This window comes from Lactobacillus sp. M0393, assembly GCF_016102025.1.
GTDB classification, from domain to species: Bacteria; Bacillota; Bacilli; order Lactobacillales; family Lactobacillaceae; genus Lactobacillus; species Lactobacillus melliventris.
In genome coordinates this window covers 149,904-168,006 of the sequence record NZ_JACFPK010000002.1, presented here as the reverse complement: position 1 = coordinate 168,006, position 18,103 = coordinate 149,904, and the positions used below count along the sequence as shown (strand labels likewise).

Below are 18,103 nucleotides of genomic sequence, written 5' to 3'. Positions count from 1 at the left end.
TTTTGGATTGAAAACCTGCATAATATTTGTTAGAATTCAAGGGTATGAAAGAAGGAAACGCTATGGGTCGATATATTGTAACTATTTGCTGGAGCGTCGTTTACATGCTAATTGTAGGCTTTATTGCCGCTCCGTTAACCCAACATGTTTTTAATTTTGGCGAGGCTGCTATTGTAGGTTTAATCTTCGGCTTGCTATTTGCAGCAATTATTCCTACAATTACAGCACATTCTCATAAAGACAAGAGCAAATATTCAAAACTTAAGTAAACAAAAGTCATTAGCATACTCGCTAATGACTTTTTTCTTTATTTAAAATGATAGTTATGTGTTACTTCGCTCGTAGGTCGACCTTTAGTTAAGTATTCCTGAAACATTTCTATATAATCTTTATCACCAATTTGCTCAATCTTACTAATACTGTATTCAGGATAAAACCCCCCACCCATAGCACGATAGTTATTAACAGCCAAGCGATATGTCTTGGGGGCTAAAATTGCTTGTCCGTGTAATTCCAACTTTGTCAAACGTTCACCTACTGGTTTTTGGATATCAGCTTCATAAACAAGCGGGTAAAACAAATCAAAATTAAAAAGTTGACTTTGATATTGCGGGGCAAAGCTAACCTGGCCATTGGAATCTTTAGTTAAAAATTTAAGTGAGTATTCAACAATATGGCGTAATTCCTTACCGGTTACTTTAACAACACATAACTGATTAGCAAAGGGATAATTTAACAAAATATCGCGCATTGAAACATTTTTGCCAAAGCCCTTGGCAGTTTCGCTCATTAATGCAGTTGCTGAAATATCTGCATGAGTAAAATAAAGCTGCATATTTTGCAGCAAATTGATAAAAGGTGAACCCTCAATTCTTGCCTGATTAGCATTTGCTACAAGTGCAGGATTATCTAAATGAGCGATTGGCTGATCAAGCCATTTTTGCGTCTTTTTGTCTAAAGATAGGCAGACTGAATTAATTGCGGCAGCGGGCTTATAAGCACTTACATCAATTAATTCAGCTGACATAGCTTTGATCTTCTTACTATGCTTGTCAATCTCCAGCACTATCTTGCCCAGAGCTTCTCCACGATAACCCGGCTGGACTAGCGCCGTTTTATTTATTACTGCACTCAGTTTGCGATGCTGATGCCCAGTTAACATTAGATCTATTTCAGGAATTTCTTGTAAAAGACGATAACCCTCATTCTCCCCTGTAGCTGGTTCGGTGTTAATTCCTGATTCAATATCAGCCTCGAAGCCGCCATGATAAAGGACAGCTAAAACATTAACTTTTGGCCTTAAAAAAGGTATTAAATGCTTAACCTGTGCAAAAGCAGACTTAAATTTCAAGTTTGCAACATGTTCTGCTGGTTCCCAAAAAGGTATTCTCTGCGTAGCAATTCCGATAATTCCCACCTTTATGCCATTTTTATTTATAATGATATAATCTTGACCAAAAGCCGGTCGACCAGTTTTTTCAGCTAAAATATTACTGTTTACAAAGGGCGCTTTGCTATATGAAAGATACTGTTTTAAATAATCCAAGCCAAAATTAAAATCATGATTACCCAAACAGCGCGCATCATAGTTAATTTGGTTATAGCACTCAGCAAACTTTTTTAATGCAGAGTTATTTTTGCTTTCGTGAACATAGGCTGCTAAAGGTGAACCCTGCAGGCTGTCACCTGCATCCGTAATTATCACGTTTTCAGGTCCATATTTTCTTTTCTGCTCTTCTATCACGCTTTTTAGCCGGCTAAGTCCGAAAGGAGCTGAATAATCATTCTGGTTTTGATAGTCAGTAGGCATAATAAAGCCATGAATATCGCTGGAATGTAAAATTACTAATTTCATTTCGTCTTTTTAATCTTTCTAATCAAACTAAGCAAGTAAAAAGCAGTATCTTTTGGCACAAAAAAAGACACCGCTTCTTGGTGCCTCTTAATTATTGATTGTCATTTGAGTTAGCTTGACTAACAACTTGACGACCCTTGTAATATCCTTTAGGTGAAACGCGGTGGCTTAAGCGATATTCACCAGTAGTTGCATCATAGTGCATTGCTGGCACAGTTAACTTAATATGACCACGACGTGAACGTTTCTTTTGCTTAGAAGTATGTCTTTTAGGAACTGCCATTTAACTGATCTCCTTTTTTGTAGAATTACGATTTTAGGCTGCTTTTAAGCGCCCAAAATACTTCACGCTTGTTAATGATACTATTGTATCCCAAATAAATCAAGCTATATTAGTTATTCTTGTCTTGATTATGACCATAGGAGCCCCAAAAGTAACCAATCAAAACTCCGATTATAATCATTAATACTAAAATAATGATCAAAGGTAATTTCAGTTTGAACAAGCCAAAATTAATAGCCACATTATTAGTATTCAAAACAACGAATACCACTGCCAATAACGTTAAAATTAAGGTAAAAATAAGTTTAATTTGACTAGTTTTACTTTTCATAATCCGCACTACTTTCTGGAAGCAAACTTAAGGGACAGCTTGTCACCAATCTTCGGAAACAAGTTATATAATTTCGCCAAAACAGCCAGACTGACAGGTAAATTCAGTTCCCGTTTATTACTGCCGAAGAAATGAACTACTTGCCAAGCAACATCATCGGGATCCAGCATAAATTTTTGCACATTGTCGGCATAATGGCCGCTAGTATCTGCAATATTGAAAAAATTCGTGTAAACAGGGCCAGGATTAACCGTCATCACCTTAACACCAAATGGTTTTAGCTCCAACCGCAATACATTGGAGAACTGAATAACTGCCGCTTTTGACGCGCTGTAGGCTGCCGATTTCACAGTAGGAATTTTGCCGGCAATTGAACCAATATTGATGATTTGACCTGATTTTTGTTCCATCATTAGGCGGCCCACTAAACGACTAAAATACATTAATCCTAAAACGTTAACTTGAAACATCGCAGTGACTTCGCGCCGATCTGATTCCACAAAGTTTTCAAATTTGCCAAAACCAGCACAATTGACTAAATAATCAATATGCTTAGTTAATTTAATAATTTCAGTAAAAGCAGCATCAATTTGGTCACTTTGACTCATGTCCGTTACTATTGTATAAGAAGCAGCTCCCGACAATTCATGGGCTTCAGAAGCCACTTTTTCCAGTTTAGCTTTATTTCTGGCAATCAGAATAACCGTTGCGCCTCTACCAGCACTTTCGAGCGCAATAGAGTGACCTATTCCACTGGAAGCGCCAGTAATTACCACTACTTTATTTCTAAGAGAATCACTCATTTTTTTCCCCTTTCATAGGAATTACAATCCGATCAAAATCGTTAGCTAATTTAGTGTTTGAAAAAACTTTTTGTGCCTGATTTTCCAATTTTTTAGCCTTAGCGCCCAAATACCTGGCAGAAATATGATTTAAATATAAATATTTAACATTATTATCGCGTGCAATCTTTGCTGCTTCAACGGCTGTAGAATGATAGTACGAATGAGCTAAATTAGTTTCATTACCCGCAAAAGTTGATTCATGTACCAAAACATCCGCATTTTGTGCCAACTGGGCTATTGCAGGAGTTGAGCGCGTATCATAGATAATAGTAACTATTCTGCCCTTTTTATCAGGTCCCAAAAAGTTCTTACCATCTAATATAGTACCATTTTCTAGAGTTATTTCTTCCCCATTTTTAAGTTTACCAAGTAACGGACCATTAGGTACATTATATTGCGCTAATTTATCCATTAAAAGTTCTCCCGGTTTATCATCTTCAACTACACGATAGCCAAAACTAGGTATTCGGTGGGCTAATTTTTCTGTATAAACTCTAAAACCTTTTCCTTGATAGATTAACCCACCTTCGTCCAAAACGACAAATTTGATTGGATAACTAATTTTTGTACGAGAAATTTTTAAAGCTGTCCGTACAAATTGTTCTAAGCCAGCAGGACCATAAATGGTAATTGGTCCCACGTCACCTTGAAAAGATCTCGTTGCCAGTAATCCCGGTAGCCCAAAAATATGATCACCATGATTGTGGGAAATAAATATTTTGGTGACTTTACGCAACCTAATATTGGTTCGTAAAATTTGGTGTTGTGTTGCTTCTCCCACATCAAATAACCAAATTTCATTGATCTCATCAAGCATTTTTAGCGCAATACTTGATACATTACGTTTCTTTGAAGGTTGTCCTGCCCCAGTTCCTAAAAATTGTAACTCCATCTTATTCCTATCTAATACTTAGCTTTTTCAACTATTTTTTTAACAATTAAGACGCTATAATGCTTCGATCCTAATGGCGTAGGGTGTGTTCTATCTTCATAAAACCAGTCAGGATGCTTTTCTGCATCAGCGTGCCAATCAATTACTACAAAATTATGATATTTTTTTGCAGCTTTGGCTAATAAGCCGTTAACCTCATTTTGCCAGGGTTTAGCCGGCACATAGGTATTAATCCAAAATACTTGTCGTTTATTTCCTAATTGTTTCATCAAATCATCTATATCGGACATTTTGAAAGGGCCATTAGTTCCTAAGCCGATTAAGACATTTTTACTTAAAACTTTTTTATTTTGATATTGTTTTAATAAGCCAAAGGAAACATTCAGCTGCCGGGAAATTGCGGCATCAATCACAGCTTTAGGCAGCAGACGATTTAAGTCTGCACTCGAACCCGCCATGACAGAATCACCAATTGCAGTTAATTCTACCTTTCGTGCCAACTGTAACTCCGTTTGTGAAATACCAAATTTTGTAAAAGACTTATTAACGGGATGCTTTTTTGCAGCTCGCTCAGCTTCTTTTAATAGTTTAGCTTTTTTTTGCTCTTTAGGCCTAATTTTTTTATATTGTGCTATTAACTCATTATTATCTCTTTTTTGTTGTTTGCGATTAGCTCTAATTCTGCGCGCTAATTGACTTTGATTAAAGTTTTGCGCTTTAACTGCTGGTGAAATCAAAATTGCAGTACTCCCTGTAAGAAAAATTAAACCTGCCAGTACCGCTTTTGCTTTCATTAGATAATTTTTAGTGTTTTTATCCCAAATTTGTTGCCAGTATTTTTTAACTTTTTGCCCTGAAATTTTTCCACAAGGCTTTTCTACCAGCCTGTACGCAGCTTCACTTAAAAAAATGATTAGAACAAGCTCAATTAGATGGTAAAGTTGCACGTGATCGGCCATGTCAAAAACTTTATCTTCAAAGAATATCATTACGGGAAATTGGTAAAGATAAATTTCATAGCTTCGAGATCCAATCCAGTTAAAAATTGGATTAGTTAACCACCTGTTCCAGCGACTTGCCGGATGAGCAATTATACCAACAAGTACAGTTACGAGCAGCGTAAACAAAAGCATTCCCCCGCAATATGTAAAGGGCTTTTCAGCAGCCATTAACGGATTAAACAGCAAAGCGATTATACCAACGAGACAAATCATACCAATGATATCCAAAATAATTGAATCATTATGCTTTATAGTAGTTTTTAACTTGTCCATTGGCCAAATAACTGCTAAAGCCGCCCCTAAGCCCAAAGAAAAAAATCTAGTGTCGGTGCCATAATATATGCGATTGATGTCGGCGCCAGAGTTGTACAATACCGTCATTTCAACTGCAGAAAGTAAAGTGAAAAACAAAATAATTTTAAAAATGTTTTTTCTCTTTTTACCGTACTTCACTAATAAAAAAATAACTAGCGGCCATAATATGTAAAACTGACCGTTAATGGACATTGTCCATAAATGAACAAAAGGTGATTCATTAGCTGCAAAACGTTCAAAATAACTTTGTCCGTTTAAAATCTGCCAAAAATTATAAACATTGAGTAAATTAGTCACGACTATTTGACTTAACTTGGCCAATAAATTGCGTTGAAACAGAATTATATATGCCGCAGATAGCCATAATACCGCAATTAATGGCGGATAAATCTTTTTTAATCTGCTCAAGTAAAACTTTTTAGTATCGTAAAAGCCACTTTCCTCATATGACCTAAGCATCTGACAGGTAACTAAATATCCTGATAGTACGAAAAAAATCGGTACACCAAGATAGCCGCCTGCAAAAGTATTAGGGTCGAGGTGATAAAGTATCACACCGATTACCGCTAAAGCCCTAAGTCCAGAATATCCTGTAATGTATCGATTTTTTGCCATATTTTTCAAAACTTTTCTACTTTATTGGACAAATTCAAAATTGAATGAGCCAATGATTACATCATCGCCGTCAACGGCTCCTTTTTCACGCAGAGCATCATCTACTCCTAGATTTTTAAGCTTTCTAGCTAATCTCATGACACCATCCTGGTAATCGAGATTGGTTCGAGCTACTAGTCTTTCCAAACTCTCACCTTTAATTTCAAAAACATGATCTTCCAGTTTTGTGACTGTAAAAGTGTTCTTTTGCTGTGTTTGATACTTATATTCTTTTACAACTTGCTGAGATTGTGGTTCCTGCTTTTGCTGCTCTTTTTCTACCTGCTCTATTAGTGATGCTGTATCCTGCATTAACTGATCAACGCCTTGATGTGTCACACTGGAAACAGCATATACAGGTTTTTTAATTTGTTGATCTTCTAAGTCGTGTTTAAATTGCTGCAACTTTTCAGCGGAACCTGGAAGATCCATCTGAGTAGCTACGATAATCTCGCGCCTGTTTTTAAGACTTTGATCATATTCAAGTAGTTCTTGCCTAACAGTCTGGTAGTCTTTGATTGCATCTCGCCCATTGTTAGGATCCATACTTACTAAGTGCAAAATTACTTTTGTTCTCTCAATATGACGCAAAAACTGTAGACCGAGCCCGACTCCCTGACTGGCTCCTGCAATTAAGCCGGGTAAATCAGCCATTGAAAAATCTCGGCCATCAGGTAAAATTACCATACCCAAATTTGGTGTTAGGGTGGTAAAAGCATACGCTGCAATCTTCGGCTTAGCCTTAGTTACGACTGATAATAATGTTGACTTACCAACTGAGGGAAAGCCCACCAGTCCGACATCAGCCAAAACTTTCAATTCCAGGCGTAAAACACGGTCTTCTCCCGGTTCCCCATTCTCTGCAATTTCGGGCGCAGTATTGACACTCGTTGCAAAGTGAATGTTGCCGCGACCACCACGGCCACCGCGGGCAACAACTAATTCTTGTTTATTCTTAGTTAAATCACCAATTTCTTCATTAGTGTTGAAATCATAAACAGTCGTTCCAATTGGCACTTTTAAGTATAAGTCCTTAGCTCCGCGACCATATTGGGACTTAATACGACCATTTTCACCATTTTCTGCTTTAAACTTACGGCGATAGCGAAAATCCATTAATGTTCTAAGGCCACTATCGGCAACAAAAATAATGCTTCCGCCGCGGCCACCATCGCCGCCGGCAGGGCCACCATTCGGCACATATTTTTCATGGCGGAAAGCGACCATGCCGTCTCCGCCTTTACCAGCTTGGACTTCAATCTTAGTTTGATCGACAAATGTAGGCATATAGAATCTCCTTCCGTCTTTCTTAACTACATTACTATACCACACTATTATGTTTAATATCACTTGTTATAAGGTTAACTTAACTGTTTGCGCCTGAGGCAAAGTTAAACCAGCAGAACGTAACTCGTCAATAGAAGCTTCCTTAATCTTCTTTAGAGAGCCAAATTGTCTTAGAAGCTTATTTCTACTTTTTGGACCTATTCCTTTGATCGCATCTAGTTTACTGGACAAAGCATTTTTAGCATGTGTTCTTCGGTGAAAAGTGATTGCAAATCTATGTACTTCATCTTGAATTCTAGTCATTAAATAAAAGCCTTGAGATTTAGGATCTAAAGGAATTAGTTTCAAGGGTATACCATTAATAGGATCGCCATAAAGTAAATGATTAGTCCTGTGCTTGTTATCCTTTACCATACCGGCAACAGGAATATTAAGATTTAATTCATTGCGTAAAATATCCTCACAAGCATCTACTTGGATTTGGCCACCATCCATCAAAATCAAATCTGGCATGGGTTTATGTTCTTTAAGTAGTCTGCTGTATCTTCTGCGCACCACTTCACGAGTGTTGCGCACTTCATCGCCACCATTTTGGTGTTCTACTTCACCTTTTAGTTTATATTTGCGATAGGAATTTTTATCAGGTTCACCGTCTTTAAAGACAACTAGAGCAGAAACGGGGTCGGCTCCCTGAATATGCGAATGGTCAAAGCTTTCAATCACGTGACCATATGGCAGTCCTAAAGAATCGAAAATTTCTTTTTGTGCGCCTTTAGTTTTCCTATTGCCCAGCTCTAAGAGACGAAACTTTTCATCTAATTTAAGTTTGGCATTATCCTTAGCCATATTTAACAAAGACCGTTTTTGCCCTCTCTTAGGCGTTCTGACCGGTACATGCAAAACTTCACTTAGGGCTTCATTATCAATTTTAGCAGGTACTAAAACTTCTTTAGGTACGATTCTGTTTCTTTGCCCGTAAAATTGAACAATAAATGAGGAAAATGTATCTTCGGGGTCATTAGTATCAGTCAAAGGATACATTCTGGTTTCACTTCTAAGCAACTTTGCCTGCCTTAAAAAGAAAATTTGAATAGCTATCCATGATTTATCAACGTAGAAATTGAAAATATCACGTTGAGTATTATCGTGAGAAATAATTTTCTGCTTCTCAACTGTTTCTTCAATGTAATTAAGTTGATCACGAATTTCGGCAGCACGCTCAAATTCAAGATTTTTGGATGCAACAGCCATTTTTTGGTTAAGGTCTTTTTTAACCCAGCCAATATCACCGTTTAAAAAGCTTTTGATCTTTTTTATTTGTGCCTCATAAACAGACTTTGGTACTGTTTTAAAACAAGCACCTAAACATTGTCCCATATGATAGTACAGGCAAGGTCTTCCCTGTTTGCCATGACAGCGCCTTAAAGGGAAAACTTTTTGAATAAACTTAAGAGTTGCCTGTGCAGCGTAGACATTTGGATACGGTCCGAAATAATAGCCTCCGTCTTTTCTAATAATACTAGTTAATTTGGTCTGGGGATCCCGCTCGTTAGTAATCTCAATATAGGGATAGCCAGTACCTTGCTTTAACTGCACATTATAATACGGTTGGTATTTTTTAATTAAAGTTACTTCAAGTAGAAAGGCTTCTTTATCGGTTGAAACGGTGATAATATCATAATCGCGAATATTTTCGACCAGTTCTGCCCTTCTGCCAACTTGGGTACTCTTAAAATATGACCGTACACGGCTTCTAAGATTTTTCGACTTACCGACATATATTACCTTACCGTTAACATCTTTCATTAAGTAACAGCCTGGTTTAGCCGGCAAAAGTTTTAATTTGTTTTCAATTAACTGAGTTGCCAAAAAATCACTCCCCCCAAATTCGCTATCATATTTTAACATACAATTCGTAATTTGAAATTTGCTTTTGCTTAACGAATCAGATTAAGTAAAGGATGAAAATATTTTATTATAAATTATTTTACATAAAATTAATTATTTCAAGTTAATTAAAACCTGTTTTTCTAGCTTGTTAATGCTATTTTTAATATAATAAAAATAGAAAGGAAAATTATTATGGGTTTAACTTTTAAAAAACAAGATGAATTAGAAAAATTATTTGATAAATTTGCTACTGTTCCTGAAGATAAAAAGAAAAAAATATCTAAAAACAATCAGAAAGTCAAAGATAATAAATAAAAATGGTTCTACAACGAGAACCATTTTTTCTTACAAATTTACAGATTTTCTTCTATCCATTGCCATACTTCTTTTACATGCAACTTTTGAACAGAACTAAAAGTAATTGCACTTACATTGTCATAATTTAAGTTTATCTTTTGTTTTAAAGTATTAATAACTTGATTTTGCTGATTTTTCTTGACCTTATCAATTTTGGTACAGATTATCAAAATAGGTAAATTCAGATAAAGTGCATAATTATACATGGCCACATCATTTTTGGTAGGTTCATGCCGTGAGTCCATTAAGATAATTAGCCCTTGCAAGTTTGCTCGCGTTTCAAGGTAATCCTGAATCATAGTTCCAAACTGCTGTCGCTTTTTTTGCGAAACTTTAGCATAACCATAACCGGGTACATCAACTAAGTAAAATTCTTGGTTTACCAAATAAAAATTTAGTGTTTGAGTTTTCCCAGGCTGTGCTGATGTTCTTGCTAAGTTTTTGCGACTCAGCAGTGTATTTATTAAGCTGGATTTACCTACATTTGAACGACCGGAAAGCGCGATTTCAGGCAAATTATCTGTTGGATACTGGTCTTCACGCACGGCACTAATCGCATACGAGCTATTTTTAATGATCATTGGCTGCCTTAATTTCTTCTCCGTCGTCTTGTTCATCATTTGAGCGACGAGATACTACCGGTTCGGCACTATCTTCTATCACTTCTTTTGTAACTCTGACACTCTCAATATCAGGCTCACTCGGTGTTTGATACATAATACCCATCATTGCATTTTCTATAATGGTTCTTAAACCACGAGCCCCCATATCGCGTTCAATTGCCAAATCTGCAATAGCGTTCAAAGCACTTGGTGTAAACTCCAAGTTAACTTGATCAAGTGATAGCAATTTTTTATATTGTTTTACCAAAGCATTCTTTGGTTCGGTTAAAATTCTTACAAGATCGTTTCTGTCAAGTTTATCAAGTGTTGCGATAATCGGAATACGTCCAATAAACTCTGGAATCAGACCAAATTTGACGAGATCCCCGGTTGTCAAATGTTTCATCCAGGAATCATCTTGAACCTTATTAAGTTCTTTTTCGGCACTGAAACCGATTATTTTTTTGCCTAGACGACTTTTAACGATTTGCTCAATACCGTCAAAAGCTCCACCAACAATAAATAAAATATTAGTAGTATTTATTTGAATTAACTCTTGTTGGGGATGTTTACGCCCGCCCTGAGGGGGAACAGAAGCAACAGTTCCTTCCAAAATCTTCAGTAAAGACTGTTGAACGCCTTCACCTGAAACATCTCTTGTAATTGAAACATTCTCAGATTTTTTGGAAATCTTATCAATTTCATCGATATAAACGATGCCACGTTCTGCACGTTCAATATCGTAATCGGCATTTTGCAAAAGCTTAAGCAAAATATTTTCGACATCTTCACCGACATAACCGGCTTCTGTTAAAGTCGTTGCATCAGCAATCGCAAAAGGCACATCCAAAATTCGTGCCAAAGTTTGTGCCAAATAAGTTTTGCCAGAACCAGTTGGTCCTATTAAAGCAATATTCGATTTTTGCAATTCTGTTGAAGAGTCAACATCCATTTGAGTAATCCGTTTATAATGATTATAAACGGCTACTGAAAGAATCTTTTTGGCACGCTCTTGGCCAATAACATATTGGTCAAGCTGCTTTTTGATTTCCATTGGTTTAGGTAAATCTTGTGCTTTTTTCAAAGAATCAGATTTTAGTTCATCATCAATTATTCTTTTAGACAGATCAACACATTCGTTACAAATATAAACCCCGTTACCCGCAATCATCTTTTTAACTTGATCTTGTGTTTTGTCACAAAAGGAACATCTTATTTCCTCTTGATCAGTAAATTGTGATGCCATTCTTTTCCTCCTAATATCTACAAGTCCTAGATTAGCATAAATTGCGCTATGTATATGAATTATTTGCTTGGAGAAAAATAAAAAGGCAGTTTGACACCACCTTTTTACCTAGATATTAAAATCTTATTTTTCGTCAGACTTTTTTTCATCTTTTTTTGTTTTGGATTTAGCAACTTGCTTTGCGCTGTCAGCAACAATTTTAATAGCCTTACGAACATTGATATCATGTGAAAGCATATCATCAGTCAAAGTATTGCGCACAGTTTTTTCATCCATGTTGTATTCGGCTGCCAGGTCCTTAATTTCCTTGTCAATTTCTTCTTGTGAAGCTTTAATATCTTCTTTTTTGACAATAGCTTCAAGGACAAGGTTAGTTTTAACCCTTTCTTCAGCATCTTTACTGAATTGTGAACGCAATTGTGCTTCTGTCGTATTAGTTATCTTGTAATATGTTTCAGGGCTGATGCCTTGGCGCTGCATATTGCCTAAATATTGATTCATTTGCGTGTCGATATCTTCTTGAATCATAGCATCCGGAATCTTATCGATAGTAGCATTAGCAACTGCACCTTCAATAGCAGCTTGTTCGATTTCGTCTCTTGCAGCCTCTTCTTTTTGAGACTTTAAGTCCTTCTTGATTTTTTCTTTTAAATCATCAAGAGTATCAACTGAATCGTCTACATCTTTAGCAAATTCGTCATCTAGCTTAGGCAATTGCTTAGTTTTAACTTCATGAATCTTAGTAGCAAAATGAGCTTCTTTACCAGCTAAGTCTTTTGCACCATAGTCTTCAGGAAATGTGACAACAACATCAACTTCGTCACCGGCCTTATGACCAACCAATTGATCTTCAAAGCCTGGTATAAAAGTATTTGAACCTAAACTAAGTGAATAATCATCAGCTGAGCCGCCTTCAAATGCCTTACCATCAACTGTTCCCTTATAATCAATAGTAACAGTATCTCCGTTAGCAGCTGCGCTCTTCTTCAATACTAATTCAGCGTTCTTTTCACGCTCTTCTTTTAATTTGGCATCAACATCTTTAGCATATACACGAGTGTTTTGTTTTGGAACTTCAACTCCCTTGTATTCACCCAATTTTACTTCTGGCTCAATAGTAACAGTGGCTTTCATTTGCCAATCTTGACCTTTTTCCATTGAAACCGGCAAAATTTGGGGTTGACCTACGGCAGCAATACCAGCTTCTTTAACCGCTGCAGAATAAGCATTTGGCAGCACAATGTTTAATGCATTTTCATATAATGATTCCTCACCGTAATATTGATCAAAGATCACACGAGAAACATGTCCCTTTCTAAAGCCAGGAACACGCAGGCTGCCCTTTACCCTTTTAAAGGCTTGATCTAGCCCACGCTTTACATCAGCTTGGGGAATATCAAAAGTAAGTTCACCGGTAGTTTTATCGGTTTTATTCCATTTTACAGACATTAATTAAATACCTCCAATGTCAAGTTAAATTGCATCGTTACATACTAAATTATCTTACATTAAACGCTCGCAAAAAACAAACTTAGGCAAAAAAAGATGTACTTCTATGAAGAAGTACATCTTTTTAAACTGTTTTTAACGAACTAGTCAAGAATTTCAGTAACTTGACCAGCACCAACAGTACGACCACCTTCACGGATAGTGAATTTAGTACCCTTTTCAATGGCTGCTGGTTTAATTAATTTAACAGTAAATTCTGTGTTATCGCCAGGCATAACCATTTCAGTACCTTCTGGTAATTCAATTTCTCCAGTAATATCTGTAGTGTGGAAATAGAATTGTGGACGGTAATCTGAGAAGAATGGGGTATGACGTCCGCCTTCCTCTTTCTTCAAAACGTAAACTTGGCCTTTAAACTCGTGGTGAGTTTGAATTGAGCCAGGTGCAGCCAAAACTTGTCCACGAACAACTTGGTCACGGTCAATACCACGAAGCAATACACCAACGTTGTCTCCAGCTTCACCTAAGTCCAAAGTCTTGTGGAACATTTCCAAACCAGTTACAACTGATTTAAGAACTTTATCTACCAAACCGACAATCTCAACTTCATCACCAATCTTAACTGTACCACGATCGATACGACCAGAAGCAACAGTACCACGACCAGTAATAGTGAAGACATCTTCAACTGGCATCAAGAATGGCTTATCAGTTTGACGTTCAGGAGTTGGAATGTATTCATCAACTGTGTCCATCAACTTCATGATAACTTCTTCTTGTTCCTTGTCACCTTGTAAAGCTTTCAATGCTGAACCACGGATAACTGGAATGTCATCACCAGGATAATCGTATTCAGTCAACAAGTCACGAACTTCCATTTCAACCAAGTCAATTAATTCTGGGTCGTCAACTAAGTCAGTCTTGTTTAAGAAAACAACAATGTAGTTAACACCAACTTGACGAGCAAGTAAAATGTGTTCACGAGTTTGTGGCATAGGACCATCAGTTGCGGCAACAACTAAAATAGCTCCATCCATTTGTGCGGCACCAGTAATCATGTTCTTGATGTAATCGGCGTGACCTGGGGCATCCATGTGGGCGTAGTGACGATTTTCAGTTTCGTACTCTACGTGAGCGGTATTAATAGTAATACCACGTTCCTTTTCTTCTGGAGCTGCATCGATTTCTGAATAATCTTCTGCCTTAGCCAAGCCCTTTTCTGATAAAACTTTAGTAATAGCCGCTGTTAAAGTGGTCTTACCATGGTCAACGTGACCGATAGTACCAATGTTTACGTGTGGCTTTGTTCTAACGTAATGTTCTTTTTCTGCCATTAAAATGACCCTCCTGTAAATTTGCAAGAAGTCCGTTGAGTAAGTAACGGATAGTTCTCTGTTGAATATTGTACTACTTTCATAGGCAAATGCCTAGTATTTTAATGCATAGAGCCATGCCTAATGAAAACGTCCTTTGCTATTATACTAAATACTTTGAAAAAGTAAAGACATTTTATCCAATTTTATTCGGATATATTATTATCGATTTTCTCAAACAGTTTTTGATTGCTTCGGCCATCATGATTTTCAATATAAGAAGCAATATCGCTGGCAAAACTGTCGGGATTATCAACATACTTATATAGTTTAGGATAAAGACTGCCTAAAATCAAATTTACTTCGCCTAAAACTGCAGGAAGCTGGCTCGGTTTATGATAATACCGAGAGCCGATGCCTGATACAACTTCTCGATATATCGCATCTTTTTCGAGTAAATTTATTTTTTGTGGAATAAATTGCTCTTCCTGCCCCAATACCAAAACCCTAAATGTTTCCTGAAGTCCCAGTCGAAACAAATCCTCAATTAAAACCAGACGAATTGCAAAGTTTAAACTGGGATCCAGCAACAAACTCTGAGCAAAATTTTTAAAATTTGGTAAATCTAACTTAAATAATTGTTCGTAATCAAATTTTGTCGGCTTGCTTTTTTGCTTGAAAGTAACCATTATTTGCTGCTGCTTCGTCTTACTAACAGGTTCAACTAAATCCGGTAACTCATAGGCAGTAATATTTTTTACCTCTAATGCTTCAATAGAAAAGTGATTCATTTTCAGAATTCTACTGTATTCGCGAAAAATTTTAGGATTAGTAAACAAGTCTTTTTCTTCTTTAATTAGCTCATAAGCTGAATAATTTTGTTTATCTTTGAGATAAAGCTCGCAAAGACTAAGTACGACTTCATTACTTGGTCCAATTCTTAATGCCTCTTCAAGATTTTGTATTGATTGAGCAAAATCTCCTTTTGCTGCGGATTTTTGGGCTAAACTAAGCAGATTTTTTTGACTTAATGAGGTCATTTATTTATCTTTCTTGATAATTCTTTGACCGGTTTTATTGACATCAACAGGATGATGAGTTTCTTTCTTGGGCAACTCGCTCTTGCTGTTTCTCTTCTGCATAGCACGATGGCGGTTTTGGTTAACTTCCATTACTACTGGTAAAACTACTGGGCGTCTATTCGTTTTGCGGTATAGAAACTTTTCCAAATCATTTCGAACATCCTGCTTAATTTCAGTCCAATCAAATTTTTTATGTTCAAAGTTATTAGTGATAGTTTTTTTAATCAGTTCAATGCTGTCACGCATCAGTTGCTGATTGGCCTTAATGTAAACAAAGCCTCTGCTGGTAACTTGTGGTTGAGCAATAATTTTTTTCTTACGGCGATCAATTGTGACTACAGCAATGAAAATACCGTCATCTGATAATACTTCTCTGTCTCGTAAAACAATATTACCAACATCCCCGATGCCAGAACCGTCAATCATCGTATCCTCACCTGGGACCGGATCTGTTAAATAAAGGCGCTTTTGATTGAAATCGTAGTTTAAGCAATCTCCATTCTTGGTAATAAAAATATTATCTTTATCCATTCCTGCCCTAATAGCCAAGTCCTTGTGTACTTCAAGCAGTCGATATTCACCAATAACGGGAATTAAAAATTGCGGTTTCAAAATATCAATAAGTAGTTGCAAATCACGGCCTGTCGCGTGTCCACTGGTATGCTTTGCCTTACCTAATTGAATAACGGTCCCACCAGAACGATAAACCAGATCACTGGTTTGTGCCACAACCGTTTCCACAGAATGAGAAGGTGTCGTCGCAATAAAGACTAGGTCTCCCTTATGAATTGTGATCATGCTGTGACGGTTCTTAGCCATTTTTTGCAATGAATTTAAGGGCTCACCCATTTGACCGGTTTCCAAAATAACTGTCTTTTCATCTGGAGTTTCTTTTAAATTTTTAACCCTCATTAATAAACCTTTAGGGACATTCAAATAACCCAGATTCATTGCAGTACGAACGATTTTGGCTAAATCTCTTCCAGTCAGTAAAACATGTCTACCCGTTTGATAGGCAGCGTTTAAAACTTCTTGAATTCTAATCAAATTCGAGGCTTTTGCAGCAACAATTACCCGACCATTTGCATTACGAAAAACATTTGTAACATAATCTCCAATGTCCTGTTCAGCAACATTTGGTAAAGCTGCCTCTGCATTTGAAGAGTCACTTAATAAAGCCAGGACCTTTTTTTGACCAATTTCAGCTAAGCGATCCAGATCAGTCCGGTATTTAGGAGCAGCGGAAGGATCAAATTTAAAATCGCCTGTGTAAACCACCTCTCCAGCTGGAGTATGCACGTCAATGCCAAGAGAATCAGGTATGGAATGCGTAGTTGGGAAAAAAGAGATGTTAGCGTTTTTAAATTCAATCTCTGTTTCCGCATCAATCACATGAAAGAGACTGTTTTTACACCGTTTATTCTCACGTCTTACTGTTATTTTGGCCAATTCAATTGTTAATTGGGAGCCAAAAACTGGAATGTCATATTTTCGTAGAATATAAGGTAGTGCCCCAATTGAATCTGCATGTCCATGTGTCAAAAAGATGCCGACTACCTGATCACCATATTGCTCGAAAAAATCCAGATCTGGAATAACCAGATCTATTCCAAACAATGTACTGTCGGGATATTTAAGGCCGGCATCAAGAACAAAAATTTCATCATTAACTTGAACAGCGAACATGTCTTTTCCTTGCTCACGAACACCGCTCAGAATCATAATTTTAACTTGATCAGTCATTATATTTCCTTTTCTTTAATTGCTATTCAGTTGTTATTTATGGATCAGATGATCACAACGTAAAAAGTATCTTTTTTTATTCTAGCATAAAATGGTATTATGACAAAAATAAAAAAGCCGATTCAATACTCGAACCAGCTTTTTTAGATCTCAATTAAAATTAACGACGTAAGCCTAACTTCTTAATTAATTCACGATAACGATTAATATCTTTGTTTTGTAAATAACGAAGCAAGTTACGACGGTGACCGATTTTCTTCAACAGGCCAACATAAGAATGGTGGTCATGTGAGTGATTTCTCATATGCTCAGTCAGATTGTTAATATCTGTAGTCAAGATTGCCACTTGAACCTCAGTTGAACCTGTATCACCTTCGTGAGTCGCAAATTTTTGAATGATTTCATCTTTTTCAGCTTTTGAAATTGCCATAATATTTTCACCTTTCACTAAAATAATTGCCGTTAACAACGTTAACCGTCAGGTGTGAGCGTGCAAACAGCGTTAACGGTTCACAACAATAGTATAATACAGACAATTTTTTTAAAAAGCAAGTATAATTTATCTTGCATCTGCAATTATCTTTCAGTATAATCTATAAAGTAGAATTACGATCAATGGAGGTGAATTTTATGCCACAAATCAAATCAGCTATTAAGCGTGTTAAGACTCAAGATGCTGCTAGAAAGCGCAATGCTGCTCAAATGAACAAGTTAAGAACTGCCGTTAAGAAGTTTAAGACTGCTCAAGCTGCTGGTGCTGATAACGCCTCCGAATTACATGTAGCTGCTGCTCGTGCTATTGACAAGGCAGCTTCAAAAGGACTTATTCACAAGAATAAAGCTAGCCGTGATAAGAGCCGTTTAGCTAAACTTGCAAAATAATAATTTGATTAAATGATAATCAAAAAGACAGAAGTGAAAATCATTTCTGTCTTTTTATTTACCAAAATTTATACGT

General features: G+C 36.7%; 18 protein-coding genes. 3 read left to right on the top strand and 15 right to left on the bottom strand.

The window, feature by feature from the left end:
• Positions 1–62: 62 nt before the first annotated feature.
• Positions 63–269 carry a YjzD family protein gene (locus H3R29_RS02165; RefSeq protein ID WP_046324788.1) on the top strand — a complete coding sequence of 69 codons (207 nt, stop codon included), beginning with the start codon at positions 63–65 and terminating at the stop codon, positions 267–269.
• Positions 270–307: 38 nt separating this feature from the next.
• Here the strand turns inward: H3R29_RS02165 and H3R29_RS02160 are convergent, their stop codons facing one another.
• The 8 genes from H3R29_RS02160 to uvrC form a co-directional block, all read right to left on the bottom strand.
• The gene (locus H3R29_RS02160) at positions 308–1,855 is read right to left on the bottom strand and encodes a bifunctional UDP-sugar hydrolase/5'-nucleotidase (RefSeq protein WP_198202450.1); all 1,548 of its coding nucleotides are present in this window, start codon (positions 1,853–1,855) and stop codon (positions 308–310) included.
• 91 nt (positions 1,856–1,946) lie between these two features.
• Positions 1,947–2,138, bottom strand: coding sequence for a 50S ribosomal protein L32 (rpmF, locus tag H3R29_RS02155; RefSeq protein ID WP_122026021.1), 192 nt, complete (start codon positions 2,136–2,138; stop codon positions 1,947–1,949).
• Positions 2,139–2,247: 109 nt separating this feature from the next.
• A complete protein-coding gene (locus H3R29_RS02150; protein ID WP_046324786.1) occupies positions 2,248–2,469 on the bottom strand; it encodes a lipopolysaccharide assembly protein LapA domain-containing protein in 222 nt (73 codons plus the stop codon).
• 8 nt (positions 2,470–2,477) lie between these two features.
• A complete protein-coding gene (locus H3R29_RS02145) occupies positions 2,478–3,272 on the bottom strand; it encodes an SDR family oxidoreductase (RefSeq protein ID WP_198202449.1) in 795 nt (264 codons plus the stop codon).
• The gene (gene rnz / locus H3R29_RS02140; RefSeq protein ID WP_046324784.1) at positions 3,265–4,206 is read right to left on the bottom strand and encodes a ribonuclease Z; all 942 of its coding nucleotides are present in this window, start codon (positions 4,204–4,206) and stop codon (positions 3,265–3,267) included. Before rnz ends, H3R29_RS02145 begins: the two co-directional genes overlap by 8 nt.
• 11 nt (positions 4,207–4,217) lie before the next feature.
• Positions 4,218–6,137: an acyltransferase family protein gene (locus tag H3R29_RS02135; RefSeq protein WP_198202448.1), complete on the bottom strand. Its 1,920-nt coding sequence runs from the start codon at positions 6,135–6,137 to the stop codon at positions 4,218–4,220.
• A 21-nt stretch (positions 6,138–6,158) separates the two neighbouring features.
• A complete protein-coding gene (gene obgE / locus H3R29_RS02130; RefSeq protein WP_046324782.1) occupies positions 6,159–7,463 on the bottom strand; it encodes a GTPase ObgE in 1,305 nt (434 codons plus the stop codon).
• A gap of 66 nt (positions 7,464–7,529) precedes the next feature.
• Positions 7,530–9,332, bottom strand: a complete 1,803-nt coding sequence (uvrC, locus tag H3R29_RS02125; protein ID WP_046324781.1) for an excinuclease ABC subunit UvrC — start codon at positions 9,330–9,332, stop codon at positions 7,530–7,532.
• A 213-nt stretch (positions 9,333–9,545) separates the two neighbouring features.
• Between uvrC and H3R29_RS09185 the strand changes: the two genes are divergently transcribed.
• Entirely contained in the window at positions 9,546–9,668 is a 123-nt protein-coding gene (locus H3R29_RS09185; RefSeq protein WP_255409580.1) for an SPJ_0845 family protein, read from the top strand.
• A gap of 38 nt (positions 9,669–9,706) precedes the next feature.
• Here H3R29_RS09185 and yihA read toward each other — a convergent pair whose 3' ends face one another.
• From yihA to rpsO, 7 genes are all read right to left on the bottom strand, one after another.
• Positions 9,707–10,291 (bottom strand): ribosome biogenesis GTP-binding protein YihA/YsxC, encoded by a 585-nt coding sequence (yihA, locus tag H3R29_RS02120; RefSeq protein ID WP_187157149.1) that lies wholly within the window; start codon positions 10,289–10,291, stop codon positions 9,707–9,709.
• Positions 10,281–11,558, bottom strand: a complete 1,278-nt coding sequence (gene clpX, locus H3R29_RS02115) for an ATP-dependent Clp protease ATP-binding subunit ClpX (RefSeq protein ID WP_198202447.1) — start codon at positions 11,556–11,558, stop codon at positions 10,281–10,283. The genes yihA and clpX overlap by 11 nt, the downstream gene beginning before the upstream one ends.
• A gap of 123 nt (positions 11,559–11,681) precedes the next feature.
• A complete protein-coding gene (gene tig, locus H3R29_RS02110) occupies positions 11,682–13,007 on the bottom strand; it encodes a trigger factor (protein WP_046324778.1) in 1,326 nt (441 codons plus the stop codon).
• A gap of 143 nt (positions 13,008–13,150) precedes the next feature.
• The gene (gene tuf, locus H3R29_RS02105) at positions 13,151–14,341 is read right to left on the bottom strand and encodes an elongation factor Tu (RefSeq protein ID WP_045928030.1); all 1,191 of its coding nucleotides are present in this window, start codon (positions 14,339–14,341) and stop codon (positions 13,151–13,153) included.
• A 185-nt stretch (positions 14,342–14,526) separates the two neighbouring features.
• The gene (locus tag H3R29_RS02100) at positions 14,527–15,360 is read right to left on the bottom strand and encodes a tetratricopeptide repeat protein (RefSeq protein ID WP_198202446.1); all 834 of its coding nucleotides are present in this window, start codon (positions 15,358–15,360) and stop codon (positions 14,527–14,529) included.
• Complete coding sequence (locus H3R29_RS02095) at positions 15,361–17,145, bottom strand: ribonuclease J (protein WP_198202445.1); 1,785 nt, start codon at positions 17,143–17,145, stop codon at positions 15,361–15,363.
• Between the two features lie 160 nt (positions 17,146–17,305).
• Positions 17,306–17,575 (bottom strand): 30S ribosomal protein S15, encoded by a 270-nt coding sequence (gene rpsO / locus H3R29_RS02090; protein WP_034979304.1) that lies wholly within the window; start codon positions 17,573–17,575, stop codon positions 17,306–17,308.
• A gap of 200 nt (positions 17,576–17,775) precedes the next feature.
• On the opposite strand from rpsO, the gene rpsT reads away from it, so the two are divergent.
• The gene (gene rpsT / locus H3R29_RS02085) at positions 17,776–18,027 is read left to right on the top strand and encodes a 30S ribosomal protein S20 (RefSeq protein ID WP_046324775.1); all 252 of its coding nucleotides are present in this window, start codon (positions 17,776–17,778) and stop codon (positions 18,025–18,027) included.
• The last annotated feature ends 76 nt before the right edge of the window (positions 18,028–18,103 follow it).